General features: G+C 73.8%; 22 protein-coding genes. 14 read left to right on the top strand and 8 right to left on the bottom strand.

What is annotated here, in order from left to right; genetic code table 11:
- Positions 1–67 precede the first annotated feature (67 nt).
- Together JOE43_RS14515 and JOE43_RS14510 are read left to right on the top strand one after the other, a co-directional pair.
- A complete protein-coding gene (locus tag JOE43_RS14515) occupies positions 68–1366 on the top strand; it encodes a hypothetical protein (protein ID WP_209518678.1) in 1299 nt (432 codons plus the stop codon).
- A gap of 70 nt (positions 1367–1436) precedes the next feature.
- Positions 1437–1598 (top strand): hypothetical protein, encoded by a 162-nt coding sequence (locus tag JOE43_RS14510; protein WP_156370064.1) that lies wholly within the window; start codon positions 1437–1439, stop codon positions 1596–1598.
- Between the two features lie 126 nt (positions 1599–1724).
- Here the strand turns inward: JOE43_RS14510 and JOE43_RS14505 are convergent, their stop codons facing one another.
- Positions 1725–2933, bottom strand: a complete 1209-nt coding sequence (locus JOE43_RS14505; protein ID WP_209518676.1) for a cysteine desulfurase-like protein — start codon at positions 2931–2933, stop codon at positions 1725–1727.
- A gap of 118 nt (positions 2934–3051) precedes the next feature.
- Complete coding sequence (locus JOE43_RS14500; RefSeq protein WP_209518674.1) at positions 3052–4044, bottom strand: bifunctional methionine sulfoxide reductase B/A protein; 993 nt, start codon at positions 4042–4044, stop codon at positions 3052–3054.
- Positions 4045–4155: 111 nt separating this feature from the next.
- On the opposite strand from JOE43_RS14500, the gene JOE43_RS14495 reads away from it, so the two are divergent.
- A complete protein-coding gene (locus tag JOE43_RS14495; protein ID WP_167259811.1) occupies positions 4156–5781 on the top strand; it encodes an ABC-F family ATP-binding cassette domain-containing protein in 1626 nt (541 codons plus the stop codon).
- Between the two features lie 12 nt (positions 5782–5793).
- On the opposite strand, the gene JOE43_RS14490 is transcribed toward JOE43_RS14495, so the two are convergent.
- The 3 genes from JOE43_RS14490 to JOE43_RS14480 all read right to left on the bottom strand — a co-directional run bounded on the left by JOE43_RS14490 (position 5794) and on the right by JOE43_RS14480 (position 8042).
- Entirely contained in the window at positions 5794–6066 is a 273-nt protein-coding gene (locus JOE43_RS14490; protein WP_209518672.1) for a hypothetical protein, read from the bottom strand.
- Positions 6067–6159: 93 nt separating this feature from the next.
- Entirely contained in the window at positions 6160–7023 is an 864-nt protein-coding gene (locus JOE43_RS14485) for a siderophore-interacting protein (RefSeq protein WP_209518670.1), read from the bottom strand.
- 14 nt (positions 7024–7037) lie between these two features.
- Entirely contained in the window at positions 7038–8042 is a 1005-nt protein-coding gene (locus JOE43_RS14480) for an iron-siderophore ABC transporter substrate-binding protein (RefSeq protein WP_209518669.1), read from the bottom strand.
- A 139-nt stretch (positions 8043–8181) separates the two neighbouring features.
- On the opposite strand from JOE43_RS14480, the gene JOE43_RS14475 reads away from it, so the two are divergent.
- From JOE43_RS14475 to JOE43_RS14460, 4 genes are all read left to right on the top strand, one after another.
- On the top strand, positions 8182–9255 hold the full coding sequence (locus JOE43_RS14475; RefSeq protein ID WP_209518667.1) for an iron ABC transporter permease: 1074 nt from the start codon (positions 8182–8184) through the stop codon (positions 9253–9255).
- Positions 9252–10325 carry an iron chelate uptake ABC transporter family permease subunit gene (locus tag JOE43_RS14470; protein WP_209518665.1) on the top strand — a complete coding sequence of 358 codons (1074 nt, stop codon included), beginning with the start codon at positions 9252–9254 and terminating at the stop codon, positions 10323–10325. The genes JOE43_RS14475 and JOE43_RS14470 overlap by 4 nt, the downstream gene beginning before the upstream one ends.
- A complete protein-coding gene (locus JOE43_RS14465; protein WP_374073143.1) occupies positions 10322–11170 on the top strand; it encodes an ABC transporter ATP-binding protein in 849 nt (282 codons plus the stop codon). The genes JOE43_RS14470 and JOE43_RS14465 overlap by 4 nt, the downstream gene beginning before the upstream one ends.
- 118 nt (positions 11171–11288) lie before the next feature.
- Positions 11289–11969 (top strand): SDR family oxidoreductase, encoded by a 681-nt coding sequence (locus tag JOE43_RS14460; protein WP_209518663.1) that lies wholly within the window; start codon positions 11289–11291, stop codon positions 11967–11969.
- A gap of 31 nt (positions 11970–12000) precedes the next feature.
- On the opposite strand, the gene JOE43_RS14455 is transcribed toward JOE43_RS14460, so the two are convergent.
- The 3 genes from JOE43_RS14455 to JOE43_RS14445 form a co-directional block, all read right to left on the bottom strand.
- On the bottom strand, positions 12001–12495 hold the full coding sequence (locus tag JOE43_RS14455) for a MarR family winged helix-turn-helix transcriptional regulator (protein WP_056056623.1): 495 nt from the start codon (positions 12493–12495) through the stop codon (positions 12001–12003).
- Positions 12496–12666: 171 nt separating this feature from the next.
- Positions 12667–14313 (bottom strand): glycosyl hydrolase 53 family protein, encoded by a 1647-nt coding sequence (locus tag JOE43_RS14450; protein WP_209518661.1) that lies wholly within the window; start codon positions 14311–14313, stop codon positions 12667–12669.
- A gap of 143 nt (positions 14314–14456) precedes the next feature.
- Positions 14457–16508, bottom strand: a complete 2052-nt coding sequence (locus JOE43_RS14445; RefSeq protein WP_209518659.1) for a beta-galactosidase — start codon at positions 16506–16508, stop codon at positions 14457–14459.
- Positions 16509–16712: 204 nt separating this feature from the next.
- Here JOE43_RS14445 and JOE43_RS14440 point away from each other — a divergent pair, with 204 nt between their 5' ends.
- The 7 genes from JOE43_RS14440 to JOE43_RS14410 all read left to right on the top strand — a co-directional run bounded on the left by JOE43_RS14440 (position 16713) and on the right by JOE43_RS14410 (position 24746).
- Entirely contained in the window at positions 16713–18020 is a 1308-nt protein-coding gene (locus JOE43_RS14440) for an ABC transporter substrate-binding protein (protein WP_209518657.1), read from the top strand.
- An 85-nt stretch (positions 18021–18105) separates the two neighbouring features.
- Entirely contained in the window at positions 18106–19059 is a 954-nt protein-coding gene (locus JOE43_RS14435) for a carbohydrate ABC transporter permease (RefSeq protein WP_056056614.1), read from the top strand.
- 2 nt (positions 19060–19061) lie between these two features.
- Positions 19062–20012: a carbohydrate ABC transporter permease gene (locus tag JOE43_RS14430; protein ID WP_209518655.1), complete on the top strand. Its 951-nt coding sequence runs from the start codon at positions 19062–19064 to the stop codon at positions 20010–20012.
- A gap of 46 nt (positions 20013–20058) precedes the next feature.
- Positions 20059–21069 (top strand): LacI family DNA-binding transcriptional regulator, encoded by a 1011-nt coding sequence (locus JOE43_RS14425; RefSeq protein ID WP_209518652.1) that lies wholly within the window; start codon positions 20059–20061, stop codon positions 21067–21069.
- Between the two features lie 189 nt (positions 21070–21258).
- Positions 21259–22911, top strand: coding sequence for an ABC transporter substrate-binding protein (locus tag JOE43_RS14420; protein ID WP_209518650.1), 1653 nt, complete (start codon positions 21259–21261; stop codon positions 22909–22911).
- 3 nt (positions 22912–22914) lie between these two features.
- Entirely contained in the window at positions 22915–23868 is a 954-nt protein-coding gene (locus JOE43_RS14415; RefSeq protein ID WP_209518648.1) for an ABC transporter permease, read from the top strand.
- Positions 23868–24746, top strand: a complete 879-nt coding sequence (locus JOE43_RS14410; RefSeq protein WP_209518646.1) for an ABC transporter permease — start codon at positions 23868–23870, stop codon at positions 24744–24746. The genes JOE43_RS14415 and JOE43_RS14410 overlap by 1 nt, the downstream gene beginning before the upstream one ends.
- Positions 24747–24807: the final 61 nt, after the last annotated feature.

Raw genomic sequence — 24807 nt, 5'->3', positions numbered from 1 at the left:
CGGGAGGGGGACGCCCGTCCTCCTCCCGGGCGACGAGCGGCGGCCCGCGTCTTCCTAGGCTGAGGTGATGCCGCTGCCCCGCCTCCGTCGTGTCCGTCGCACCCTCGCCGGGGCCGTCGGCGTGGCCCTCGTCGCAGCTTCGCTGAGCGCCTGCTCGCTGCTGCTCGTGCCGCCGCCGGAGGGCTCGGAGGAGTCGCTCGCGGCCCTCGCCGACCGTCTCCGCGCGGTCGACGGCGTCGCCGGAGTCGAGACCGACCTCTCGCAGGTCGACGCCAAGGACGACCCCCACCACTGGATCGCCCGGGTCGCCGTGACGGCCGACGGGCCGGACATCGACCTCGCCGACGACCTCGACCGCGCCGCGTTCGGGGGCGTGAGGCGGGCGGCTGTCGTGCTCGACCTGCACCTGCCCGCGGGCGAGGGCACCTCGGCCGCCACCCTCGACGTCCTGGACGCCGCCTCCGTCACCCTCGCCGACGAGCTCCGACGCGTGCCGGAGGTCGAGTCGGTCGTCGTCGACCGGCACTCCGCCCAGGTCGAGCTCGCCGCCTCCGCGAGCCTCCGCGCCACGGTCGACGCGGTGAGGCCGCTGACGGACGGGCTGCGCACCAGCCTGACCCGAGACTCCGCCTACCTCGGGGTGGGGCCGACGAGCCCGGGGCCGGCTCTGCTCGACCGTCTCGACGCCCAGCTCGCGGCGGGTCGTCTCATGTCGGTGAGCCTCTCCGTCGCCGACCCCGTGGCCGGGCCCGTCGGCCCGACGCTCAGGGTCGAGACCCGTGAGGTCGTGTCGGTCGCCGAGGAGCTCGCCGCGACCACCGACGAGGAGGCCGACGCCGGGACCCGCGACCGCACCGGTTTCACCGTCTCCCCGCCGGGTGTGGCCGGCGTCGACCGCGACGTGGACGGCTGGCTGGGCCTCCCGCTCGGGTCGCCGCCGCCTCCCTCCGTCCCGCGGATCATGCCCGACGCCCCTCCCGCGCCGCTGACCGAGGCCGAGATCGCGACCCCCGACCTGACGGAGGAGGAGGCGGCGGTGCGGGCGTTCCTGGACGCCTCGGTCGCGCTCACCGGCGTCGAGGCGGTCGTCGCCGTCGACGGCCGCGAGCAGTGCGAGGGCACGTCGCGGGTCCGCGTGCGGGGCTGGGTCGTCGCGCCGGTGTTCCTCCGCGTCGACGACGCCCAGGAGCCGTTCGACGCCGTCACGGCGAGCTGGACCGACCAGGGCCTGCGCCCAGTCGACCGGGCGCTCGGCCTCGACATCTGGGCGCCGGAGGCGAGCGGGGCGTCGGGCGTCGCCGGCGCGACCATCCGCGGGACCGCGGAGGGGCTCAGCCTGTCGGCCACCTCGGCCTGCGGAGCCTGAGGGGCCCGCCGGCCTGGGCATCCGCCGCGGGTCCTTGCCGCGGCGCCTGCGCCTCCGTCAGGATCGGGGGGTGGAAACGTTCATCATCGCGCTCATCGTCCTGGGGGCCGCCGTCGTCACCCTGGGCATCCTCGTCCTGCTGCTCGGCTCGGCCGTGACCGCCGTCGTCGACAAGCGCCGCGCCGCCGCGGCCCCGACCCGTCGCCCGCCCGGGGGAGTCGCCTCGCGCTGACGGCCGTTGCGCGACTCGCCTCCCGCTGAGCGGGCGAGTTCGACGCGCTCGGGCGTGCACGACCGCCCGTCCAGGTCGAACTCGCCCGCCGTCCGGCCTGGACGCGCGCGGCGGGCGTGAGCGGTGTCAGGCCGCGACGAACTCCTCGACGCCCGCCAGCAGCCGGTCGACGTCGGAGTCGTCCGTGTACGCCGCGAGCCCGATCCGCAGCCCGGTGGTCTCGTCGTCGAGGCCCATCGCGCGCCAGGCCTCGATCGCGTAGAAGTGCCCCGACGGCGCCAGCACGTCGCGCGTCGCGAGGTGCGCCGACAGCTCGCGCATGCGGCGCCCGGCGATCGTGACGTAGAGGGTCGGCGTGCGCCGCGCCGCCCGCGAGTGCAGCGTCAGGCCGGGGACGGCGAGGAGGCGCGCCTCCAGCCGGGCGCGCAGCCCGCCCTCGTGCTCGTGGCAGGCCCGCATCGACGCCACGATCGCCTCGCGGCGGGTCGTCGCGTCGCCCGGGGCGATCGCGGCGAGGAAGTCGACGGCCGCCGTGGCCCCGGCCAGCTGTTCGTAGGGCAGGGTGCCGAACTCGAACCGCTCGGGCACCACGTCGGTCGACGCCAGGAGCTTCGCGGGCCGGAGGCCCTCCAGCAGCTCGGGGTCGGCGCCGAGCACGCCGCAGTGCGGGCCGTAGAACTTGTAGGGGGAGCAGACGACGAAGTCCGCGCCGAGGGCCTCGCGGTCGACGACCTCGTGCGCCGCGAAGTGCACGGCGTCGACCCAGACCAGGGCGCCGGCGGCGTGCGCGCGGTCAGCGATCGCCCGGACGGCGGGCTGCGTGCCGAGCAGGTTGGAGGCGGCGGTCAGGGCCACGACGCGGGTGCGGTCGGTGATGGCGACGGCGGCCGAGGCGTGGTCGAGCTCGCCGGTGGCGGGGTCGAACTCGATCCAGCGGACGGTCGCGCCGACGGCCTCGGCGGCCTGCACCCAGGGGCGCACGTTCGAGTCGTGGTCGAGCCGGCAGACGACGACCTCGTCGCCCGGGCCCCAGCCAGCCGACAGGTGGCGCGAGAAGTCGTAGGTCAGCTGCGTCGCGCTCCGGCCGTGGACGACCCCGCGGGCCGGCACACCGAGCAGGTCGCCGTAGGCGGCACGGAACGCCTGGACCGTGGCCTCGCTGTTGCGCTCGCCGAGGGTGCTCGTGCCGCGGATGGAGGTGGGCTGCGTCATCGCTCGGGCGATGGCCTCGCCGACGACGAGCGGCGTCTGGGTGCCGCCCGGGCCGTCGAAGTGGGCGATGCCCGAGCCGAGCGAGGGGAAGGCGGAGCGGAGGGCGGCGACATCGAGGGGCATGCCCCCTGCTTACCAGGTGCGGAGGCGGTCGCCGCGCACACGCACGGGAGGCGCGGTGCCGGCATGACCGGCACCGCGCCTCCCGCAGACCTGCGGCCCCGCACCGCGGGGCCCGGGCTCAGCTCGCGCTGACGGCCTGCTCGCGCTTCGGCAGCACCCAGCCGGGCCGGACGAAGTGGCAGGTGTAGCCGTTGGGGAGCTTCTCGAGGTAGTCCTGGTGCTCCTCCTCGGCCTCCCAGAAGTCGCCGGCGGCGGTCACCTCGGTGACGACCTTGCCCGGCCACAGGCCCGACGCGTCGACGTCGGCGATGGTGTCGAGGGCGGTCTCGCGCTGCTCGTCGGAGGTGTAGAAGATCGCCGAGCGGTACGAGTCGCCGATGTCGTTGCCCTGGCGGTCCTTCGTCGACGGGTCGTGGATCTGGAAGAAGAACTCGAGGATCTCGCGGTACGAGGTCATGCCCGGGTCGAAGACGATCTCGACGGCCTCGGCGTGGCCGCCGTGGTTGCGGTACGTGGCGTTCGCGACGTGGCCGCCGGAGTAGCCGACGCGGGTCGAGACGATGCCGGGCCGGCGGCGGAGCAGCTGCTGCGCGCCCCAGAAGCAGCCGCCCGCGAGGATCGCGGTCTCGGTCGTTCCGCTGGGGGCGGGGGTGGACTCAGGGGAGAAGAGCGTCATGTACGAACCGTATCCTTCGGTCTCGAGTGCGGTGAGGGGGACGAAGCGGAGGGCCGCCGAGTTGATGCAGTAGCGGAGGCCGCCCGTCGCGGTGGGGCCGTCGGGGAAGACGTGGCCGAGGTGGCTGCCGGCGCCCGCCGAGCTGACCTCGGTGCGGCGGGCGAAGAACATGCCCTCGCGGCGCTCGACGACGTTCTCGGCGTCGATCGGCCGGGTGAAGCTCGGCCAGCCGGTGCGGCTGTCGAACTTGTCGACGGAGGCGAAGAGCGGCTGGCCGCTGACCACGTCGACGTAGATGCCCGCCTCGTGGGAGTCCCAGAACTCGTTGCGGAACGCGGGCTCCGTGCCGCCGCCCTGGGTGACGCGGCGCTGCTCGGGCGTCAGGCGGGCGAGGGCGTCGGGGGTGGGTGCGTGGTCGTGGTCTTCGGTGGTCATGGTGCCTCCAGTTCGGAGCGGGGACGCACCCGGAGTGGTGCGCACGGCTCCGGGGGGTGCAACGCCCCGGCCCGGTCCAGTGTTCCGACGCAGGCTGCGAGACTGGTGGGCATGAGCCTCATCCGCCTGAACGACGTCACCGTGCGCTACGAGCAGCGGCCGGTGCTGCGCGAGGCCTTCTTCCGCCTCGAGCCCGGCGACCGCGTCGGCCTGATCGGGCGCAACGGCTCCGGCAAGTCGACCCTGCTGAAGCTCGCCCTCGACCAGGTGCAGCCCGACGAGGGCACGGTCACCGTCGACGACGGCCTGCGGCTCGGCTACTTCTCGCAGTTCAGCGAGCTCGACGGCACGGCCACCGTCACCGAGGTGCTCGAGGGCCTCTTCGACGACGTCCGCGCCATGGAGGCCGAGCTCGCCGAGATCGACGCCGCGATCGCGGTGGTCGCCGTCGACCCCGACCAGGGCGACGAGCTCACGCGCCTGATCGAGCGGCAGTCCGAGCTCTTCGCCGAGATGGACCGGCTCGACGGCTGGGAGTACCGCCGTCACGTCGACACCGCCCTCACCGTGCTCGGCTTCGACGCGGCGCACCGCACCAGCCCGATCGACGCGCTGAGCGGCGGCTGGCGCAACCGCGCGGCCCTCGCGAAGATCGTCCTCGAGGCGCCCGACGTGCTGCTGCTCGACGAGCCGACGAACTTCCTCGACGTGGCCGGCGTCGAGTGGCTCGAGCAGTGGTTCCGCGACTTCCGCGGCGCCGCGATCGTCGTCTCGCACGACCGGCAGTTCCTCGACGCGGTCGTCACCCGCATCGTCGAGGTCGAGAACTTCCACCTGCACGAGTACCCCGGCGCCTTCGCCGAGTACGTCGTGCAGAAGCAGTTCCGGCTGAAGACCCTCGAGCAGCAGTTCGCGCACGAGAACGAGCTGCTCGCCTTCGAGGCCGAGGGCATCAGCGACCGTCGCGAGGCCGTCAAGGCCGCGAAGGCGCAGAAGCAGGGAGGCGCGGGGGGCCTCACGAAGGACCTCGCCAAGATCAAGAAGCAGCGCACCCCTCGGCCCGTCGACCAGATCATCACCGAGATCTACGGCGGGCTGCACGTGAAGGACGTGCTCTGCCGCGTCGAGGGGCTCGGCAAGGCCTACGGCGAGAAGACGCTCTTCGACGACCTCGGCTTCGAGGTGCGCAGGGGCAACCGCATCGTCGTCGTGGGCTCGAACGGCAGCGGCAAGAGCACGCTGCTGCGGGTGCTCGAGGGCACCGAGGCGGCCGACCGCGGCCGGGTCGACTGGGCCGGCGGCGCGAAGGTCGTCTCGTACAACCAGGTGCTCGCCGAGCTCGACGACGCCGACACGGTGACGCACTCGGTCAACGCGATGCCCGACAGCCTGGCCCTGAAGGCCACCCGGAAGTCCGTCGCGCGCTTCCTGGCCATGTTCCAGTTCTCCGAGGCCGACCTCCAGCAGCGCATCGGCGCGCTCTCCGGCGGTCAGCGCGCCCGCGTGGCGATGGCGCAGTGCCTGCTCTCCGGCGCCTCCGTACTGCTGCTCGACGAGCCGACGAACCACCTCGACATGGCCAGCACGCAGGTGATGGAGCGGGCCCTCGTGCACTTCCCCGGGGCGGTCGTCGTCGTCAGCCACGACCGGTTCTTCAGCGAGAAGGTCGCGAACCGGCGCATCGAGTTCGGCGCCGAGGGGGCCGAGCCCGGCGAGCTGCTGGTGGGCGCCGCGTAGCGCCGGGGGGTCTCAGTCGCGGGTGTGCCAGCGCAGCAGCAGGGGCGCGGCGATGGTCGCCGGGCACGGCACCGTCCGCGACTCCCCGGTCGTCACGGTGAGCGTGATGCCCCAGAGCGGCCCCTCGCGGTCGACCCCGATGTCGGCGATGTCGCCGTTCTCGACGCGGTGCTCCTCCGGAGGCGCGGTGCTGTCGGCCGGACGGGTGCGGTACAGGAAGAAGTCCTCGTAGAGGCAGACCTCGTGCCACTGGCCACGCACGACCCACCTGCTGCAGAACCTCACCGGGACAGGCTACCGGGGCCGTCGAGGTGACCCGCCCCGGGCCCTCGCCGACGGAGGGGCCCCAGGAAGCGTCACCTCGGTGACGGGACGGCGTCAGTCGGCGAAGATCGCGCCGACCGGCTCGCGCTTCTCGGCCTGGAAGGCGTCCTCGACGCGACCGAGCGCCCAGTAGGCGCTGATCGACAGCGACGCCCGATCGAGGCCCCAGCGGTCGTGGAGCACGACCCGCGCCTCCTTCACGGCCCCGCGCTCGCCGTGGGCGAAGACGGTGACCGGGCCGACCGGCGGCTCGAGGGCCCCGAGGGCGGCGAGGAGGGCGCTGCCAGGGGCGCCCTCGCCGCGGTGCAGCCAGCGCAGCTCGAGCCCGGCGGGCGGGGTCAGGGCGACTTCGTCGTCCGGGCCCGCGACCTCGACCAGAGCGAGGCCCCGGGCGTCGGGGCCCATCGCCTCGAGGGCCGACGCGACGGCGGGCACGGCGGAGTCGTCGGCGAGCAGCAGGTTCGCCACCGTGGGGTCGGAGGAGGGCGACCAGCCGCCGCCCGGGCTCGACATCTGCAGCCGGTCGCCCGGCCGGGCCGCGAGGGCCCACGGGCCGGCCACGCCCTCGTCGCCGTGCACGACGAAGTCGACGGCGATCGTGCGGGCCTCGTGGTCGACCGAGCGCACCGTGTACGTGCGGCGCACGGGCAGGTCGTCGGGGGCGAGCTCGTCGCGCAGCCGCTCGAGGTCGAACGGCGGCTGCAGCCCGAGCCCGGGCCGGGCGAGCAGCAGCTTGACGTAGCGGTCGCTCTCGGCGAGCTGCGCGGCGCCGGCCTCGACGAAGCCGTCGAAGGCGTCGCCGCCGAGGTGCACGCGCACGAGGTGCGGCGTCAGGCGCTCGGTGCGCTCGACGACGAAGACGTGCTGCGCGCGCACCGGGCGCGGGGAGCGGGCGGGGGAGGCGTCGGTCGGGCTCACGGGGTCGCTCCCGGTCAGCTCTTCGTCGCCGTCTCGAGCAGCGGCACGAGGGCGTCGAGGGCGTAGCTGCGCGAGAGCGAGGTGCCGAGCGAGTACGCCGACGAGACGTCGCCGTCGATGACGACGTCGTGCCCGGCCTCGACGGCCGGCAGGGCCTGCCACTGCGGGTCGTCGGTGATCTGCGCGGTGTCGACGTAGATCGGGAAGGCGACGATCACGTCGGCGTCGATCACGTCGAGGTTCTCCGACGAGATGCTCACCGAGAAGCCGCCCGAGTTCGCGTCGAGGGCGGCGACCTCCGGGTTCTGCTCGAAGCCGAGCGACTCGAGCAGGCTGACGCGCTCCGAGCCGGCGACGTACGCGCCCCAGCCCTCGCTGGTCTTGGTGGCGGCCGTCACGGTGAGGCCCTTCCACTCGGGGTGCGCCTCGGCGGCGGCCTCGACCTCGGCTTCGCTCTGCGCGACGAGCTCGTCGCCCTTCGCGGACTGCCCGAGGGCCGTCGAGACGAGGTCCATCTGCTGCTCGAACGTGGTCAGGTAGCTGTCGCCCCCCTCGGGCACGCCGATCGTGGGCGCGATGCCCGACAGGCGGTCGTAGCGGTCCTGGTCGCCCGACGACTTCGTGTCGAGGATGAGGTCGGGCTGCAGCGCGGCGATCGCCTCGTACGAGGGGTCGAGCGTGCCGATGATCTCCGGCGACTGGTCGTAGAGGCCCTGGGCCCACGGGCCCACGCCGTCGACGTCGTCACCGAACGCCAGCCAGTCGGAGGCGCCGACCGGCTGTACGCCGAGCGCGAGCGCCGTCTCGGCGTCGCCCCAGCCGAGCGCGACGACGCGCTCGGGCTGCTGGTCGACGGTCACCTCGCCGAACTTCGTGTCGACGCTGACGGGGAAGGAGTCGGCGGCCGGGGCGGCGGAGGAGGTGGCGGTCGCGTCGTCGGAGGCGCTGCCGGCCGCGCAGCCGGTCAGGGCGACGGCGGCGGCGGCCAGGAGGGCGGCGAGCTTCAGGGGGGTGCGCATGGGGTCCTCGGAGTCGGGGGCGGGGCAGGGGAGACGGGGTGCGGTGCAGGGTGCGGGGGAGTCGCTCCGGCGGGCCCGCTGCGGTGGGGGCGCGACGCTCGGGGTCGAACTCAGGGAAGGCTAGCCTAAGCTCCTCTGCATGGCCATCAGCACCCGGCCCGGCGACGTCCGGGCGACCCGGGTGGTGCGCCGCACCCGCACGCGGCTCGCCTGGCTGCTCGTCGGCCTGGGCCTGCTCGTCGTGGCCGTGCTGCTCAGCCTCGCCGTCGGGGCTCGGCCGGTGCCCCTCGACGTCGTCGTGCAGCTGCTCACGGGCTGGAGCCCGACCGGCTCGACGGCCGCCCCCGACGCGGGCGACGCGACCGCCGTCGTCGACCTGCGGCTGCCCCGCACGGTCGCGGCGATCGTCGCGGGCGCCGGGCTCGGGGTCGCCGGCGCCGTCGCGCAGGCCGTGACGCGGAACCCGCTGGCCGACCCGGGCCTCCTCGGGGTCACCTCCGGCAGCGCCTTCGCCGTCGCCCTGGCCGTGGGTTTCGCCGGGGTCACCGCCGCGAGCGGGTGGGTGTGGCCCTCCCTGCTGGGCGCCGCGGTCGCGACCGTCGCCGTCTCGCTGATCGGCGGCGCGGGCCGCTCGGGCGGCAGCCCCGCGCGCCTGACGCTGGCGGGCATCGCGTTCGGCGCCGTGCTGAGCGGCCTGACCTCGGCGATCGTGCTCGCCGACCCGCGGCGCTTCGACGCGGTGCGCGCCTGGGAGGTCGGCAGCCTCGCCGACCGCGGCTGGGCACCGGTCGTGACCGTGGCGCCGTTCGTCGTCGCGGGCGTCGTCGTCGCGCTCGTCGCCGCGCGGCCCCTCGACGCGGTCGCCCTCGGCGACGACCACGCCTCGTCGGTCGGCGTCTCGGTGCCGCTGGTGCGCGTCGCCGCGCTCGTCGTCGTCACGCTGCTGGCCGGAGGCGCCACCGCGGTGGTCGGCCCGGTCGCTTTCCTGGGCCTCATGGTCGCGCACGCCGCCCGCGGCGTCGTCGGAGCGAGCCAGCCGTGGACGATCGGCCTCAGCGCCGTGCTCGGCCCCGTGCTGCTGCTGCTCGCCGACGTGCTCGGCCGCGTCGCCGCCCCGCCCGGTGAGCTCGCCGCGGGCCTCGTCACCGCCGCCCTCGGGGCGCCGGTGCTCGTGCTCGTGGCCCGTCGCCGCGCGGCGGGAGGGGCGCGGTGACCGCGGGCGCGGGCGCGGGTGCGGGCACGGGCACGGGGTCGACGAAGCCGGGGGCGTCGCCCGCCCCTGCCCCGCGTCAGCGCTCGGCCCTCCGCCGACGTCGCGTCACGGCGACCGCCGCGATCGCCCTCGTCGCCCTCGTCGTCGGCGTCGTCGCGCTCGGCCTCGGCGACTACCCGCTCAGCCCGCTCGAGGTGCTGCGCGCCCTCGGCGGCGGCGACGGCCCCGCCTCGACGATCGTGCTCGGCTGGCGGCTGCCGCGCGTGCTGGCCGCGCTCGTCTTCGGGGCCGCGCTGGGCGCCTCCGGGGCGGTCTTCCAGTCGCTGACGCGCAACCCGCTCGGCTCGCCCGACGTCATCGGCTTCTCGACCGGTGCCTACACCGGCGCGATCGTCGTGATCGTCTCGGGCGCGACCTCGACCGTCGGCACCGCCGCCGGGGCGCTCGTCGGCGGGCTCGGCACGGCCCTCGTGGTCTACCTGCTGGCCTGGCGCGGCGGCGTGCAGGGGCTGCGGCTCATCATCGTCGGCATCGGCGTCACCGCCGTGCTGCACTCGGTCAACAGCTGGCTGCTGCTGCGGGCCCAGGCCGAGGTCGCGCTGACGGCGTCGTTCTGGGGCGCCGGCACCCTCGCGCTCGTCAGCTGGTCGGAGCTCGTGCCCGCGGCCGCGCTGCTCGCCCTGCTCGGCGTCGCGGTCGCCGTGCTCTCGCGACCGCTGCGCCAGCTCGAGCTCGGCGACGACGCCGCGCGCTCGCACGGCCTGCGCACCGAGCCGGCCCGCCTCGCGCTCGTCGTCGTCGGGGTCGCGCTGACCGCGGTCGTCACGGCGAGCACGGGCCCGATCGTGTTCGTCGCCCTCGCGGCGCCCCAGCTCGCCCGGCGCCTCGTGCGCTCGGCGGGCGTGCCGCTCGGCGCGGCGGCGCTCGCCGGGGCCCTGCTGCTGCTCGTCGCCGACGTCGTCGCCCAGCACGTCACCACCTCGCCCGTGCCCGTCGGCCTCGTCACCCTCGTGATCGGCGGCGCCTACCTCGTCTCGCTGCTCGTCGGAGAATCCCGGAGGTCGTCGTGACCACGCCCCAGCCGCCCGCCACGCCCCGGCTGGCCGCCTCGCCCGGCCAGGCCGGCACGCCCCGGCTGGCCGCCCGCGCCGCGCACCTCGCCTACGACCGGCGCACCGTGTCGCGGTCGATCGACGCGAGCGTCCGCGACGGCTCGTTCACCGTGATCGTCGGGCCGAACGCCTGCGGCAAGTCGACCCTCCTGCGGGCCTTCGCGCGCCTCCTGAAGCCCCGGTCGGGCAGCGTGCTGCTCGACGGCCGCGAGCTGGCCGGCGTGCCCGCGAAGGAGGCGGCGCGCACCGTGGGCCTGCTGCCCCAGTCGTCGACGGCCCCCGAGGGCATCACCGTCGGCGAGCTCGTCGCGCGCGGGCGCTACCCGCACCAGGGCCTCTTCCGCCAGTGGTCGGCGGCCGACCGCGAGGCCGTCGACGGCGCGCTCGCCGAGACCGACCTCGTCGACCTCGTCGACGTGCCGGTCGACGAGCTGTCGGGCGGGCAGCGGCAGCGCGTCTGGGTCGCGACGGCGCTGGCGCAGCAGACCTCGGTGCTGCTGCTCGACGAGCCGACGACGTACCTCGACGTCGCCCACCAGTACGACCTGCTCGACCTGTTCGCGCGGCTGCACGAGCGGGGCACGACCGTGGTCGCCGTGCTGCACGACCTCGCCCAGGCGGCCCGGTACGCGACCGACCTGATCGTGATGCGCGACGGCGACGTGGTCGCGACGGGAGCCCCGGCCGACGTGCTCACCGCCGAGCTCGTCGAGCGGGTCTTCGACCTGCCGTGCGTCGTCGTGCCCGACCCGGTCACCGGAACGCCGCTCGTCGTCCCGCGCCGCCGGCGCCCCTCGGCATGAACCGCGTTCCGTGCGATGAACCGCCCTCCAGCGCGGTTCATCGCCCGGAACGCGGTTCATCGGCGGCCCGGAGGCGGGCCCGGCGGCGGGCCCAGCCGCCGCGGGTACGCTCCGCCGCATGACCGAACTGCGTGGTGCCGTCGTCCTGGTGACCGGAGCCTCGGGCGGGCTGGGCTCGCGCCTCGCCGCCCAGCTCACCGAGCGGGGGGCCGTCGTGGTGCGCGCCGGGCGGGCCGGCGGCAGCCTGCAGGGCCCGGGCGCCTACCTCGCCGACCTCCGCGAGCCGACCGGGGCGGCCTCGCTGGTCGCCGCCGCCCTCCAGGCCCACGGGCGCCTCGACGGCATCGTCGTCGCGGCCGGCGTCGTCGCCTTCGGGCCGGCCGACGCCGTCGCCGACGAGACCCTGGCCGAGCTGGTCGACACGAACCTGCTCGCGCCGGTCCGCCTGCTGCGCGACGGCGCGGAGGCGCTGGCCGCGTCGGCCGCGGAGGGCCGCGAGCCGTTCGTGGTGACGATCAGCGGCGTCGTGGCCGAGTCGCCGACCGCGGGCATGGCCGCGTACTCCGCGGCCAAGGCGGGCCTCGCCGCGTACGTGAGCGCCGCCTCCCGGGAGTTCCGGCGCCGCGGGGTCCGCCTCGTCGACGCTCGACCGGGCCACACCGGCACGGCGCTCTCCGAGCACCCGATCGCTGGCAGCGCGCCCGCGTTCGGCGCCGCGCTCGACCCCGACGCGGTCGCGGCCCGCATCGTGCAGGCGATCGTCGACGGCGAGAAGGACCTGCCGAGCACGGCGTTCTGAGCGCCGCCCGGCCGGTCGCCGCGAGCGGGGGCTAGCTGGGGAACTCGGCGCCGAGCACCCGCAGCAGGTCGGCGAGCTGCGCCTGCTGGGCGCGGTCGAGCGAGCTGAGCGGCGACTCCTCCGCGGCGAGCAGGTCGAGCATGGCCGCGTCGACGCGCTCGATGCCGGCCGGGGTGATGCAGATGCGGGCGGCGCGGCCGTCGCGCGGGTCGGCCCGGCGCTCGACGAGCCGACGCTCGACCAGGCGGTCGAGGCGGTTCGTCATCGTGCCGCTCGTGACCATGGTCGCGGCGACCAGCTCCTTCGGGCTGAGCTCGAACGGCTCGCCCGCGCGGCGGAGCGTCGACAGCACGTCGAACTCCCAGATCTCGAGGCCGGAGTGGCTGAACGCCTCGGAGCGCACGCGGTCGAGGCGCCGCGACACGCGCCGCAGGCGAGAGAAGACGTCGAGCGCCGCGAAGTCGATGTCGGGGCGCACGCGCGCCCACGCGTCGATGATCAGGTCGACTTCGTCGCTGGTGCTCACGGAGGCGTGTCCAATCCGGTCGGGGTCCACCCACGATCATGCCCCCAGGAGGTGCGGGTCGCCTCCACGACGCCCCCGGCGGGGCCGAGCACGCGCTCCCCGGACAGGCAGGAGGCGCGATGCCGACCGACCGGCACCGCGCCTCCCCGGGGCTCCGCCCGGCCCCGCGGCCTAGTCGGCCGCGTACTCGTCGAGCGCGGGCAGCGGGCGGCCGTCGTGGTCCCACATCGCCTGGTTCTCCCACGCGTTGCCGGAGGTCGGGTCGTCAGGGTCCCAGCCGGCGCCGTCGACGGCCGTCCAGGTGGGCTCCCACGCGACGACGCCGATGCCGCGGCCGCCCGGGGCGGCGGCCACGACGTCCTGAACGGCGCGGAAGTTCGCGGCCTGCCCCTCGGGGGTCGCCGGGTAGCCGGGGGTCAGCATCGAGGCCTGCGCGACGACGTTCTCCCACACGTGGTCGGGGTCGTCGGCGAGGGTCCAGGGGTAGGAGGTCTCGACGATCAGCACGTCGCGGTCGTAGCGCTCCGAGAGGGTGCTGACGGCGCCCTGCAGGTCGGCGAGGCTGCCGTGCCAGTACGAGTAGTACGAGAGGCCGATCAGGTCGAACGGCACCCCGCGCGCGCTGACCTCGTCGAACCACCAGGTGAGGCCGTCGACGCCGGCGTTGATGTTGGTCAGGTGCAGCACGACCTTCGTCTCGGGCGACACCTCGCGGACGGCCGTGGCCCCCGCGGTGAGGAAGCTCGCGAGGTTCTCCCACTGCGCGCCCGTCACGCCGTCGCTCGGGTCGACGTCCCAGGTCTGGCCGAGCGGCCAGACCATGCCGGGGTTGATCTCGTTGCCGACCTGGACGGCGTCGGCGGTGATGCCCTCGGCGGCCAGCGCGTCGAGCACCTCCCGGGTGTGGTCGTGGATCGCCTGGGCGACCTGCGGGGCCGTGAAGCCCTGCCACGCCCGCGGCATCGTCTGCGCGCCCGGGTCCGTCCAGCGGTCGGAGTAGTGGAAGTCGACGAGCAGCTGCAGGCCGGCGGCGTCGATCCGCTTCGCGCTCGCCACGACGTCGTCGAGGTCGTTGTAGCCGTCGCTCGGGTCGACCCAGACCTTCAGGCGCCCCATCGTCGCGCCGTGGTCGGCGAGCTGCTGGATCGCGTCGGCGGGTCGACCGGTGCCGTCGAGGTAGACCGCGCCGCGGTCCTCGTTGCGCAGCAGGCCCGACACGTCGGCCCCGCGCACGTCGCGGGTGACCCGGCCGGGCGTGAACTGCACGTCGTCGATGCTCGCCCAGGCGCCGGCGGCGCCCGTCGTGCGGAAGGTCAGGGTGCACTGGCTGTGCGAGACCTCGGCCGAGACCGCGAGGCGCACCCAGCCGTCGTCCGCCTCGGTCGAGGGCACCGCGGTCGACGCCGCGACGGCCCGGCTCGAGCCCTGGCCGCAGCCGGCGAGCTCGAGCGCGCTCGCGTCGAGCCCGCCGCCGCTCTTCACCCAGGCGCTGAACGTCCACCAGCCCGGCGTCACCTTCTTGACCTTCTGCGTGGTGACGGCCTCGCCGGCGGCGGGCAGCCAGTGCGTCAGGCGCGTGGGGGAGTCGTGCCCGCCCGCCTCGAGGGACGTCGTGCCCGAGCCCTTGCTGACCCAGCCGGAGGCGCCCTGCTCGAAGCCGGGATCGCTCACGACCGCGGTCGGCGACGCGGCGAGGGCTCCGCTCGTCGGCAGGAGGCCGCCGCCGAGGGCGACGACCGCGACGGCGACGCCGCCGGTGAGGGCGAGCCGCGCCCTCCGTCGGCCGCCGGGAGCGGGGTGGGGTGCGGGTCGAGCCATGGTCGTCCTCCTTGACGATCTGCGGGCGGTGCGGTGGCGGTGCTGGCGGTGCGGCGGTGCTCGTGGTGCGGCGGTGCGGCGGTGCTGGTGGTGCGGTCAGGGGGCCCGGGCCGCGCCCCGTGGGCGGCGACCCGGGCCGGGCGTCAGCGGCGGTCGCTGCGGACCACGGCGACGCCGCCGGCGGCGATCGTCACCGTGCCGTCGACGGCCTCGCCGGTGAGCAGCTCGGTGCCGGTCGGGGCGACGACGGCGACCTCGGCGTCGGTGTGGTTCAGCCAGAAGGTGAACAGCGCGTCGTCCGAGCGGCGCTCGACGACCTCGACGCCCGCGACGCGGCCCTCGCGCTCGGCGACGCCGGCGTCGGCCAGCACCTGCTGCACGAGACGCTCGAGGTCGCCGCCCTCGACGCGGGTCGAGACGTACCAGGCCGAGCCCTCGCCGAGGGCGTTGCGGGTCACGGCGGCGCCGCCGGCCGCGGGGCCGGTCGTGTAGCTCGCGACGGCGGTCGCGCCCTCGAGCACGACGTCGTCCGACCAGCCGGCGCCCGTCGAGCCGTCGTCGAGCGAGACGAGCTCGTCGGCGTGCAGGGGCAGGAACTCGGGCACCGAGAGGCCGAGCACCTCACGGAGCGCGCCGGGGGCGCCGCCCTCGTGCACCGCGTCGTTCTCGTCGACCACGCCGGAGAAGTACGACGCCAGGAAGGTGCCGCCGTCGCGGACGAAGCCGGTCAGGTTCTCCGTCGAGCGGTTGTCGACCAGGTAGAGCGACGGGGCGAGCACGAGGTCGTAGCCCGACAGGTCGTCGTGCGGGTGGCGGAAGTCGACGGTGACGCCGAGCTGCCAGAGCGCCGTGTAGTACGCGACGACGCGCTCGCGGTGGTCGAGCTCGACGGAGGGGCGCCACTCGAGGTCGTGGGCCCAGAACGACTCGATGTCCCAGAGGATCGCGACCCGCGCCTCCACCCGGCTGTCGCGCACGCTCGCCAGCTTGCCGAGGTCGCCGCCGAGGCGCACGACCTCCTGCCAGACACGGCTCGAGGCGCCCGCGTGGGGGAGCATCGCCGAGTGGAACTTCTCCGCGCCGTAGCGGGAGGCGCGGAACTGGAAGAACATCACCGCGTCGGCCCCGCGGCCGAGGTGCGACAGGCTGTTGCGGGCCAGCTCGCCCGGGCGCTTCGCGATGTTGCGGGGCTGCCAGTTGACGGCGGAGGTGGAGTGCTCCATGAGCATCCACGGCCGGCCCTGCGCGAAGCTGCGGGTCAGGTCGGCGTCGAGCGCGAGCAGCACGTGGTTGTCGGGGCGCTCGGCGACGAGGTAGTGGTCGTTCGCCACGACGTCGACCTCGCGGGCCCAGGCCCAGTAGTCGATCGACGGGCAGTTGCTCGACATGAAGTTCGTCGTGACGGGGCGGCCCGGCGAGTGCGCCTTGATCACGTCGCGCTCGGCGACGTAGAGCGAGAGCAGGGCGTCGGAGGTGAAGCGGGCGAAGTCGAGGCGCTGCGTCTGGTTGACGACGGTCGCCGAGACGCGCGGGGCGTCGATGTGCTCCCACTCGCCGTAGACCTGGCCCCAGAAGAGCGTGCCCCAGGCTGCGTTGAGGGCGTCGAGGGTGCCGTAGCGCGCCTGCAGCCAGCGACGGAAGGCGATGACGGAGTGCGGGCCGTAGTCCTCGCTGATCGGGGCGCCGTACTCGTTGTGGACGTGCCACATGACGACGGCCGGGTGCTGCCCGTAGCGCTTCGCGAGCTGCTCGGTGATCGCGGTGGCGGCCCGGCGGTACTCGGGCGAGCTCGGGCTGACCATGCCGCGCGAGCCGCGGCCGAGGGTGAGGCCCTCGCGGGTGACGGGGTGCGACTCGGGGTAGGCGGCCCAGAACCAGGCTGGCGGCACCGTCGTGGGCGTGGCGAGGTCGACGTCGATGCCGGCCTCGTGCAGCAGGCCGACGATGTCGTCGAGGAAGGTGAAGTCGTACTCGCCCTCGCGGGGCTCGAGCAGCGCCCACGAGAAGATGCCGACGCTGACGAGGTTGACGCCCGACTGCTCCATGAGCGCGATGTCCTCGAGCCAGGTCGCGCGGGGCCACTGCTCGGGGTTGTAGTCGCCGCCGTAGCGGATCTCCGCACGGCCGGGGACGCGCGAGGCGCCGGTCTGCTGGCCGGGCTGCGCGGCGGGCGGGGTCTCGAGCTCGAGTGACATGCGGTGATCTCCTTTGACTGTGTGCGCTCCCAGTTCTAGCACACGGTCACCCCGTCGAAATAGTGCGTCATCCGCCTCTGACGCGCAGTTGACAAGCTATTTCGGCTGTGCGTAACTGTAACCGCTCACAGGCACAGCGACGTGGTTCTCCGAAGCACGGCTGCGCCGCCCCACCCCAGCTCTTGCTTTCCTCAAGGAGGACGAATGCGCAGCTCATCCCGCCGTCTCGGCGTCGCCACCCTCGCCACGGCCGCACTTCTGCTCACCGCCGGCTGCTCCGCCTCCGGCGGGGACTCCGCCGACGGCGGCCCCGTCGAGCTCACCTACTGGGCCTGGGCCCCGAACCTCGACGAGGTCGTCGACATCTGGAACGACCAGAACCCCGACATCCAGGTCACGGTCAACAAGCAGGACGGCGGCGACCCCGCCATCACGAAGCTGCTCACGGCCATCAAGGCCGGCAGCGGCGCGCCCGACCTCATCCAGGCCGAGTACCAGAAGATCCCGACGCTCGTCGCCTCCGACGCGCTCGCCGACATCAGCGAGCAGGGCGCCGGCGACCTCGAGGGCGACTTCTCGGCCGGCACCTGGTCGTCGGTCACCCTCGGCGGCGACGGCGTCTACGCCATCCCGCAGGACTCCGGCCCGATGATGGCGTACTACCGCGAGGACGTCCTCGCCCAGTACGGCCTCTCCGTGCCGACCACGTGGGACGAGTACGCGCAGGTCGCCGAGGCGCTGCACGCGGCCGACCCGACCAAGTACCTCGGCACCTTCTCGGCGAACGACGCCGGCTGGTTCGCCGGCCTCGCCCAGCAGGCGGGCGCCTCCTGGTGGTCCAACGACGGCGAGAGCTGGAGCGTCGACATCGCGGAGGACCCGACCGAGAAGGTCGCGTCGTACTGGGGCGGCCTCGTCGAGAGCGGCGCGATCGACAACGCGCCGATGTACACGCCCGAGTGGAACGCCGGCCTCAACGACGGCTCGCAGGTCGGCTGGATCAGCTCGGTCTGGGCCCCCGGCGTGCTGAGCGGCAACGCTCCCGACACGGCCGGCAAGTGGACCGCCGCGCCCGTGCCGCAGTGGGACGCCTCGGAGCCGACCGACGGCAACTGGGGCGGCTCGACCACGGCCGTCACGACCCAGTCGACGAAGAAGGAGGCGGCGGTCGAGTTCGCGACGTGGCTGAACACCGACCCCGAGGCCGTCGCCGCGCTCGCCGACATCTCCGGCGTCTACCCGGCCGCCACCGACGCGGCGTCCGACGCGCTGACGACCCCGCCGGAGTTCTTCAGCCAGCAGGCCGACTTCTACGACATCGCCGCGGCGTCCTCCGACGCCGTGCAGCCCTTCACCTACGGGCCGAACGTCAACGTCGCCTTCAGCGCCTACAACGACGAGTTCGCGAAGGCCGCCGACGCCCGGACGCAGTCCGCGTTCGAGGACGCCGTCGACGCCATGCAGGAGATCACCCTCGACGACCTGACCAAGAGCGGCTTCTCGGTCAAGTAGCCGGTCACCCGGGAGGGGCGGCCCCGGCCGCCCCTCCCGCCCCCGCCCCGCACCTTCACCGCCCCCACGAGGAACCAGGACCGGCATGGCCGACACGCTCACCCCCACCCGACCGGCGACCGGTCGACGACCCGGCAGCGTCCGCAGCCGGGTGATCACGCCCTACGCGATGCTCGCCCCCGGCATCGTGCTGTTCGTCCTCTTCATGGCCGCGCCGATCGTCTACACGGTCTTCCTCAGCTTCCAGAAGAAGCAGGTCATCGGGCTCGGCCTCGGCTCGGGCGGCCAGACCACCGCCTTCGCCGGCCTCGAGAACTACGTCGGCACGCTGACCGACCCCGAGTTCGGCGCCAGCGTCGGGCGCGTGCTGCTCTACGGCGTCGTGCTCATCCCGTGCATGCTCGGCCTCGCGCTGCTCTTCGCCCTGCTGCTCGACTCGCGCCGCACCCGTGCGGTGACCTTCTCGCGCGTCTCGATCTTCCTGCCCTACGCCGTGCCCGCCGTGATCAGCTCGCTGCTCTGGGGGTTCCTGTACCTGCCCGCGGTGAGCCCGTTCTACTGGGTGTTCGACCGCCTCGGCTGGGACGTCGACAGCGTGCTCGGCTCCGGCACCGTCCTGTTCGCGATCGCCAACATCGCCCTCTGGGGCGGCGTCGGCTTCAACATGATCGTCATCTACACGTCGCTCCGGGCCGTGCCGAGCGACGTCTACGAGGCCGCCCGCCTCGACGGCGCGAGCGAGGTCCAGATCGCCCTGCGCATCAAGATCCCGATGGTCGCCCCGGCGCTCGTCATGACGGGCCTGTTCTCGATGGTCGCGACGCTGCAGGTCTTCGCCGAGCCGACCACCCTCCGCCCGCTGACGAACAGCCTCTCGACCAGCTGGTCGCCGCTGATGCTCGTCTACCGCGACGCGTTCACCCGCGACGACATCTACTCCGCGGCGGCGACCTCGGTCGTCATCGCCCTCGCCACCTTCATCGTCTCCTTCTTCTTCCTCCGGGTCGTGCAGAAGCGAGCCTTCGGCCAGGAGGACTGACCATGACCACCCTCGACACCGCCCCCGAGGCCGCGGCCTCCCCGGCCGACCCGACCCGCGCCTCCGGCCCCCGCCCCCTCGCCCCCGCGCGGCCGCGCCGCGACCCCACCGCGCCGCGCCTGCACGCCGAGCGACCGAGCGTCGTCTCGACCGTGCTGCTGCTGATGGGCGCCGTCTACTGCCTCTTCCCCGTGCTGTGGGTCGTGATGGCCTCGACGAAGGACGGCGGCGAGCTGTTCTCGACCTTCACCCTGGCGCCGAGCGGCCACCTGATCGACAACGTCGTCGCGCTCACGCAGTACCGCGACGGGCTGTTCTGGCGCTGGATGCTCAACACCGCGCTCTACGCCGGCATCGGGGCGATCGCCTCGACCTACGTGTCGGCGCTCTCGGGCTACGTGCTGGCGAAGTTCGAGTTCCCGGGCAAGAAGGTCGTCTTCAACGTGCTGCTCATGGGCGTGCTCGTGCCCGGCGTGATCCTGGCCATCCCGCAGTACTTCCTGCTCGCGAACGTCGGCCTGACCAACACGTTCTGGGGCGTGCTGCTGCCCCAGATCATCAGCCCCTACGGCATCTACCTGGCCCGCATCTACGCCGCGGCGGCCGTGCCGACCGACGTCATCGAGGCCGCCCGCACCGAGGGCGCGACCGAGATGGGCATCTTCTCGAAGATCGCCGTGCCGATGCTGCTGCCCGGGCTCGTCACGATCTTCCTGTTCCAGTTCGTCGCCATCTGGAACAACTTCATGCTGCCGTACATCATGCTCGGCGACGACTCGCTCTTCCCCCTCACGGTCGGCCTCAACGGCCTGCTCAACCAGGGGGCCTCGGCACCGGCGCTGTACACGCTCGTCATCACCGGCGCCCTGCTCTCGGTCATCCCGCTGATCGCGATCTTCCTGGTGCTGCAGCGCTTCTGGCGCGTGGACCTCGCCGCCGGCGCCGTCAAGTAGGCGGCGGGGCGTGGCGGGCGGGGCGGTCGCCCCTAGGCTGTCCCGCGTGAGCAGCGCGACGGGCCGGCGACCGACGATCGACGACGTCGCGACCGCCGCCGGCGTCTCGCGCGGCACCGTCTCGCGGGTGCTCAACGGCGGCCGCTGGGTCAGCCCCGACGCCAAGGAGGCGGTCGACCGGGCCATCAAGCAGACCGGCTACCGCGTCAACCCCCACGCCCGCAGCCTCGCGACGAACCGCACCGACTCGGTCGCCTTCCTCCTCACCGAGGACCACCAGCAGCTCTTCGAGGACCCGAACTTCTCCGCGCTGCTCAAGGGCACCGCGGCGGCCCTCGCCGCGGCCGAGAAGTCGCTCGTGCTGATCATGGCCGGCACGGTCGCCGAGCAGGAGCGCGCGGTGGCGTACATCCAGGCGGGGCACGTCGACGGCGTGCTGCTCGTCTCGGCCCACAGCGGCCAGCGGCTGCTCGCCGACGTCGTCGCGGCGGGCGTGCCCGCGATCGCCTGCGGCATCCCGCTCGGCTACGAGAAGAAGCTCGGGCACGTCGGAGCCGACGACGAGCAGGGCGCCCGCGACATGGTCGCCTACCTGCGCTCGCGGGGGCGGCGCCGCGTCGCGACGATCACCGGCCCGGCCGACACCCCGGGCGGGCTGATCCGCCTCGACGGCTACCGGGCCGAGCTCGGTGACGAGTACGACCCGACCCTCGTCGCGCACGGCGACTACAGCCGGGCCAGCGGCGACGCCGCGATGCGCGAGCTGCTCGCGGTGCACCCCGACCTCGACGCCGTCTTCGCCGCGAACGACCGGATGGCCGCGGGCGCCCTCGACGCCCTCCGCGACCTCGGGCGGCGCGTGCCCGACGACGTCGCCGTCGGCGGCTTCGACGACTCGAGCGTGGCGACGCAGACCGAGCCGCCGCTGACGACGATGCGGCAGCCGTTCGACCGGATCAGCGCCGAGATGGTGCGGCTGCTGCTGCAGGTCATCGCGGGCGAGAAGCCGGCGACGATCACCCTGCCGACCGAGATGGTGGTGCGCGGGACGGCCTGACCCGCCTGGTCCGCCCGGGCCGACCCGCGCCTCCCGCGCCTCCCGCGCCTCCCGCGCCTCCCGCGCCTCCCGCCCCCCTCGTCCGGGGCACGTTTTACATGGTCGTAACGCGTTGTATACGAAATCGAGCCTGTGCGGCTGATTGCATTCAATCCACTCCCTCCCGCACCCTCGAGCATCGGATCACACATGCCTCGCACCTCGTTCCCCCGGCGACGCGCGCTCGCGCTGCCGGCCGCCGCCCTCGGTCTCGCCCTCGCGGTGACCGGGTGCCAGCAGGTCCAGACCACCGACACCCCGTCCGCCGGCAGCCGTGAGGACGTGTCGACCGCGCCCATCGGCGACTCGACGATCGTCGAGGGCGGCGACCTCGTCATGGCGCTGTCGGCCGAGCCCGACCGCCTCGACCCCACCACCTCCTCGTCGCTCTACACGCGCTACGTGATGGAGACGATGTGCCAGAAGCTCTACGACATCGACGCCGAGGGCCAGATCGTGCCGATGCTCGCGACCGAGCTGCCCGAGGTCAGCGACGACGGCCTGACGGTGACCTTCCCGGTGCGCACCGACGCGGTCTTCGCCGACGGCACGCCCCTCGACGCGGCCGCCGTCGTCACGACCCTGCAGCGCGGGCTCGACAAGGACGACTCGTCGCGCCGGAGCGAGCTCGGGCCGATCACGGGCATCACCGCGACCGACGACTCCACCGTCGAGGTCACGTACTCCGAGCCCTTCGCGCCGCTGACGGCGGCCCTCGCCGACCGCGCCGGGATGGTCATGTCGCCCACGGCGCTGGCCTCCGCCGGGGACGCCTTCGGCGACGCGCCCGTCTGCGTCGGCCCGTACAAGTTCGTCGACCGCGTGCCGCAGACCTCGATCACCGTCGAGCGCGACCCGCTCTACTACGACGCCGAGTCGGCCCACTTCGACACCATCACGTACCGCATCATCACCGACGCGAGCATCCGCGCCGCCAACCTGCAGTCGGGCGACGTGCAGGTCGCCGACTCGATGTCGACCCAGGACGTCGGCACGCTCAAGGAGGACGACTCGCTGACGGTGCTCGAGGTCGGCTCGCTCGGCTACCAGGGCCTCACCGTCAACATCGGCAACCAGGACGGCATCGGCACCGAGCCCGTCCAGATCGACACCCCGCTCGCGAGCAACGCCGTCGTGCGCCAGGCCCTCTCGATGTCCATCGACCGCGAAGCGCTCGTGAAGACCGTCTTCGGCGGCCTCTACGACCCGGCCTGCTCGCCGATCTCGCCGAGCAGCCCCTTCGCCACCGAGGCGAGCGACGCCTGCCCCGACTACGACCCCGAGGCCGCGAAGCAGATGCTCGAGGACGAGGGCGTCGACACGCCCCTCGCCATCGACATGCAGGTCAGCAACAACCCCGACACCGTCCGCTTCGCCCAGGCGCTGCAGGCGCAGGTCGCCGACGGCGGCTTCGAGCTGACCATCACGCCCGTCGAGTACTCGACGCTGCTCGACGTGCAGACGCAGGGCGACTTCGAGGCGCTGCAGCTCGGCTGGTCGGGCCGCATCGACCCGAACGGCAACATGTTCAACTTCCTGTCGACGGGCGCCGGCAACAACTACAGCGGCTACAGCGACGACGAGGTGGACGAGCTGCTCGGCGACGCCGCCTCGACGACCGACGTCGACGAGCGCGCCGAGCTCTACGGCCAGGTCGTCGAGAAGGTGCAGGAGGACGACCCGATCATCTACCTGTACCGCGTGCGCAGCCTCACCGCGCTGTCGAACGAGATCGCCGGGGTGTCGACCTACGCCGACGGCGTCGTCCGCCTCAGCACCGCCGCGTTCGTCGAGGCCGACTGAGCCATGACGCGCTACCTCCTCACCCGCCTGTGGCAGTCGGCCGTGACGCTCGTGCTCGCCTCGGTCGTCGTCTTCCTCGGCGTGCGGCAGCTGCCGGGCGACCCGGCCCTCGCCCTCGCGGGTGAGGAGGCGAGCCCCGAGCAGGTCGCGGCCATCCGCGCCGACCTCGGGCTCGACGACTCGCTCGTCGTGCAGTACCTGCGCTTCGCCGGCGCGTTCCTCCGGGGCGACCTCGGGCAGTCCACCCGCACGGGCACGCCGGTCACCGAGCTGATCGGGGCGACCCTGCCGGTGACCCTGTGGCTGGCGCTCTACGCCATCGTCGTGGCCGTCGTCGTCGGGGTCGCCCTGGGCGTCGTCGCCGAGCGCTGGCGCGGCCGCTGGCCCGAGTGGATGGCCAACGCCGCCGCCCTCGTCGGGCTCAGCGTGCCGAACTTCTGGCTCGGGATCCTGGCCATCCTGTGGCTGGCCGTCGGGCTGGGGCTCTTCCCCGCCTCCGGCTACGTGCCCGTCAGCGACGACCCGTGGCAGGCGCTCGTGCACCTGACGCTGCCGGCGCTCATCCTCGGCACGTCGCTCGCCGCCGTCATCATGCGGCAGACGCGGGCGTCGATGATCGAGACGATGACGACCGACTACGTCCGCACCGCCCGGGCGAAGGGCCTCGGCCGCGGCCGCGTGCTGCTCCGCTACGGGCTCCGCAACTCGATGATCGTGGTCGTGACGATCGTCGGCCTGCAGCTCGGCGGGCTCATCTCGGGCGCCGTCGTCACCGAGCGCATCTTCGCGCTGCCGGGCTTCGGCAAGCTCACCCTCGACGCGGTCTTCACCCGCGACTACCCGGTGGTGCAGGCCGTCGTGATCGTCATCACCCTCGGCTACATCCTCATCAACTTCGTGGTGGACGTGCTCTACAGCGTCCTGAACCCGCGCATCCGAGTCGGAGGAGCCTCCTGATGACCGTCCTCGTGCCCCCCACCCACGAGCTCGGCTCGGCCCGCGGCCGGGTCTGGGGCCAGCTCCGGCGCAACAAGCTCGGCGTCGCCGGCGCCGTGATGCTGCTCGTCGTCGTCGTCGCCGGCGTGCTCGCCCCGGTGATCGCCCCCTACGGCCCCGCCGAGGTGCACTTCGACACGCCCTTCCAGCTGCCCGGCACCGTCGGGTTCCTGCTCGGCACCGACGACCTCGGCCGCGACATCCTCTCGCGCACCGTCTACGGCATCCGCGTCTCGCTCGTCGTCGGCGTGCTCAGCGTGCTGCTCGCGGTCGTCGTCGGCACCCCGCTCGGCCTCGTCGCCGGGTACTGGCGCTGGCTCGACGCGATCGTCTCGCGGCTGACCGACGTCATGCTCGCCTTCCCCTTCCTCATCATCGCGGTGGCGCTCGCCGCCATCAGCGGGCCGAGCCTCGGCAACGCCGTGGTCGCGCTCGGCATCGCGCAGATCCCGACGATGATCCGCGTCGTGCGCGGCGAGACGCTCCGCATCCGCTCGAGCGACTTCGTGCTGAGCGCCCGCACCATGGACGCCACCGGGCTCCGCGTGATCTTCACGCACGTGCTGCCGAACTGCGTCTCGGCGATCATCGTCCAGGCGACCGTGATCATGCCCGTCGCGGTGATCGGGGAGGCGCTGCTGTCGTTCCTGGGGCTCGGCATCCAGCCGCCGACGGCCAGTCTGGGCATCATGCTCTCCGACGCGCAGCAGTACCTCGCGAACGCCCCGTTCGCCGCCGTCGTGCCGGGCCTCGCCATCGCCGTCATCTGCCTCGGCTTCAACCTCGTCGGCGACGCGCTCCGCGACGCCCTCGACCCGACCTCCCGTGAACGGAACTGACCCCGTGACCTACACCGCGCCTCCGACGTTCACCACCCGGCCCGACCTGCGGGGCACCGTC

Source organism: Frigoribacterium sp. PvP121 (assembly GCF_017833115.1).
Classification (GTDB): domain Bacteria; phylum Actinomycetota; class Actinomycetes; order Actinomycetales; family Microbacteriaceae; genus Frigoribacterium; species Frigoribacterium endophyticum.
This window is presented reverse-complemented; position numbering and strand designations above follow the sequence as displayed.

What these genes read in the sequence shown, in the direction of transcription:
- JOE43_RS14515 (WP_209518678.1), top strand. Translation starts at nt 68, where the DNA reads ATGCCGCTGCCCCGCCTCCGTCGTGTCCGTCGCACCCTCGCCGGGGCC.
- JOE43_RS14505 (WP_209518676.1), bottom strand. Translation starts at nt 2,933, where the DNA reads ATGCCCCTCGATGTCGCCGCCCTCCGCTCCGCCTTCCCCTCGCTCGGC.
- JOE43_RS14500 (WP_209518674.1), bottom strand. Translation starts at nt 4,044, where the DNA reads ATGACCACCGAAGACCACGACCACGCACCCACCCCCGACGCCCTCGCC.
- JOE43_RS14495 (WP_167259811.1), top strand. Translation starts at nt 4,156, where the DNA reads ATGAGCCTCATCCGCCTGAACGACGTCACCGTGCGCTACGAGCAGCGG.
- JOE43_RS14480 (WP_209518669.1), bottom strand. Translation starts at nt 8,042, where the DNA reads ATGCGCACCCCCCTGAAGCTCGCCGCCCTCCTGGCCGCCGCCGCCGTC.
- JOE43_RS14475 (WP_209518667.1), top strand. Translation starts at nt 8,182, where the DNA reads ATGGCCATCAGCACCCGGCCCGGCGACGTCCGGGCGACCCGGGTGGTG.
- JOE43_RS14460 (WP_209518663.1), top strand. Translation starts at nt 11,289, where the DNA reads ATGACCGAACTGCGTGGTGCCGTCGTCCTGGTGACCGGAGCCTCGGGC.
- JOE43_RS14450 (WP_209518661.1), bottom strand. Translation starts at nt 14,313, where the DNA reads ATGGCTCGACCCGCACCCCACCCCGCTCCCGGCGGCCGACGGAGGGCG.
- JOE43_RS14445 (WP_209518659.1), bottom strand. Translation starts at nt 16,508, where the DNA reads ATGTCACTCGAGCTCGAGACCCCGCCCGCCGCGCAGCCCGGCCAGCAG.
- JOE43_RS14440 (WP_209518657.1), top strand. Translation starts at nt 16,713, where the DNA reads ATGCGCAGCTCATCCCGCCGTCTCGGCGTCGCCACCCTCGCCACGGCC.
- JOE43_RS14435 (WP_056056614.1), top strand. Translation starts at nt 18,106, where the DNA reads ATGGCCGACACGCTCACCCCCACCCGACCGGCGACCGGTCGACGACCC.
- JOE43_RS14430 (WP_209518655.1), top strand. Translation starts at nt 19,062, where the DNA reads ATGACCACCCTCGACACCGCCCCCGAGGCCGCGGCCTCCCCGGCCGAC.
- JOE43_RS14420 (WP_209518650.1), top strand. Translation starts at nt 21,259, where the DNA reads ATGCCTCGCACCTCGTTCCCCCGGCGACGCGCGCTCGCGCTGCCGGCC.
- JOE43_RS14415 (WP_209518648.1), top strand. Translation starts at nt 22,915, where the DNA reads ATGACGCGCTACCTCCTCACCCGCCTGTGGCAGTCGGCCGTGACGCTC.
- JOE43_RS14410 (WP_209518646.1), top strand. Translation starts at nt 23,868, where the DNA reads ATGACCGTCCTCGTGCCCCCCACCCACGAGCTCGGCTCGGCCCGCGGC.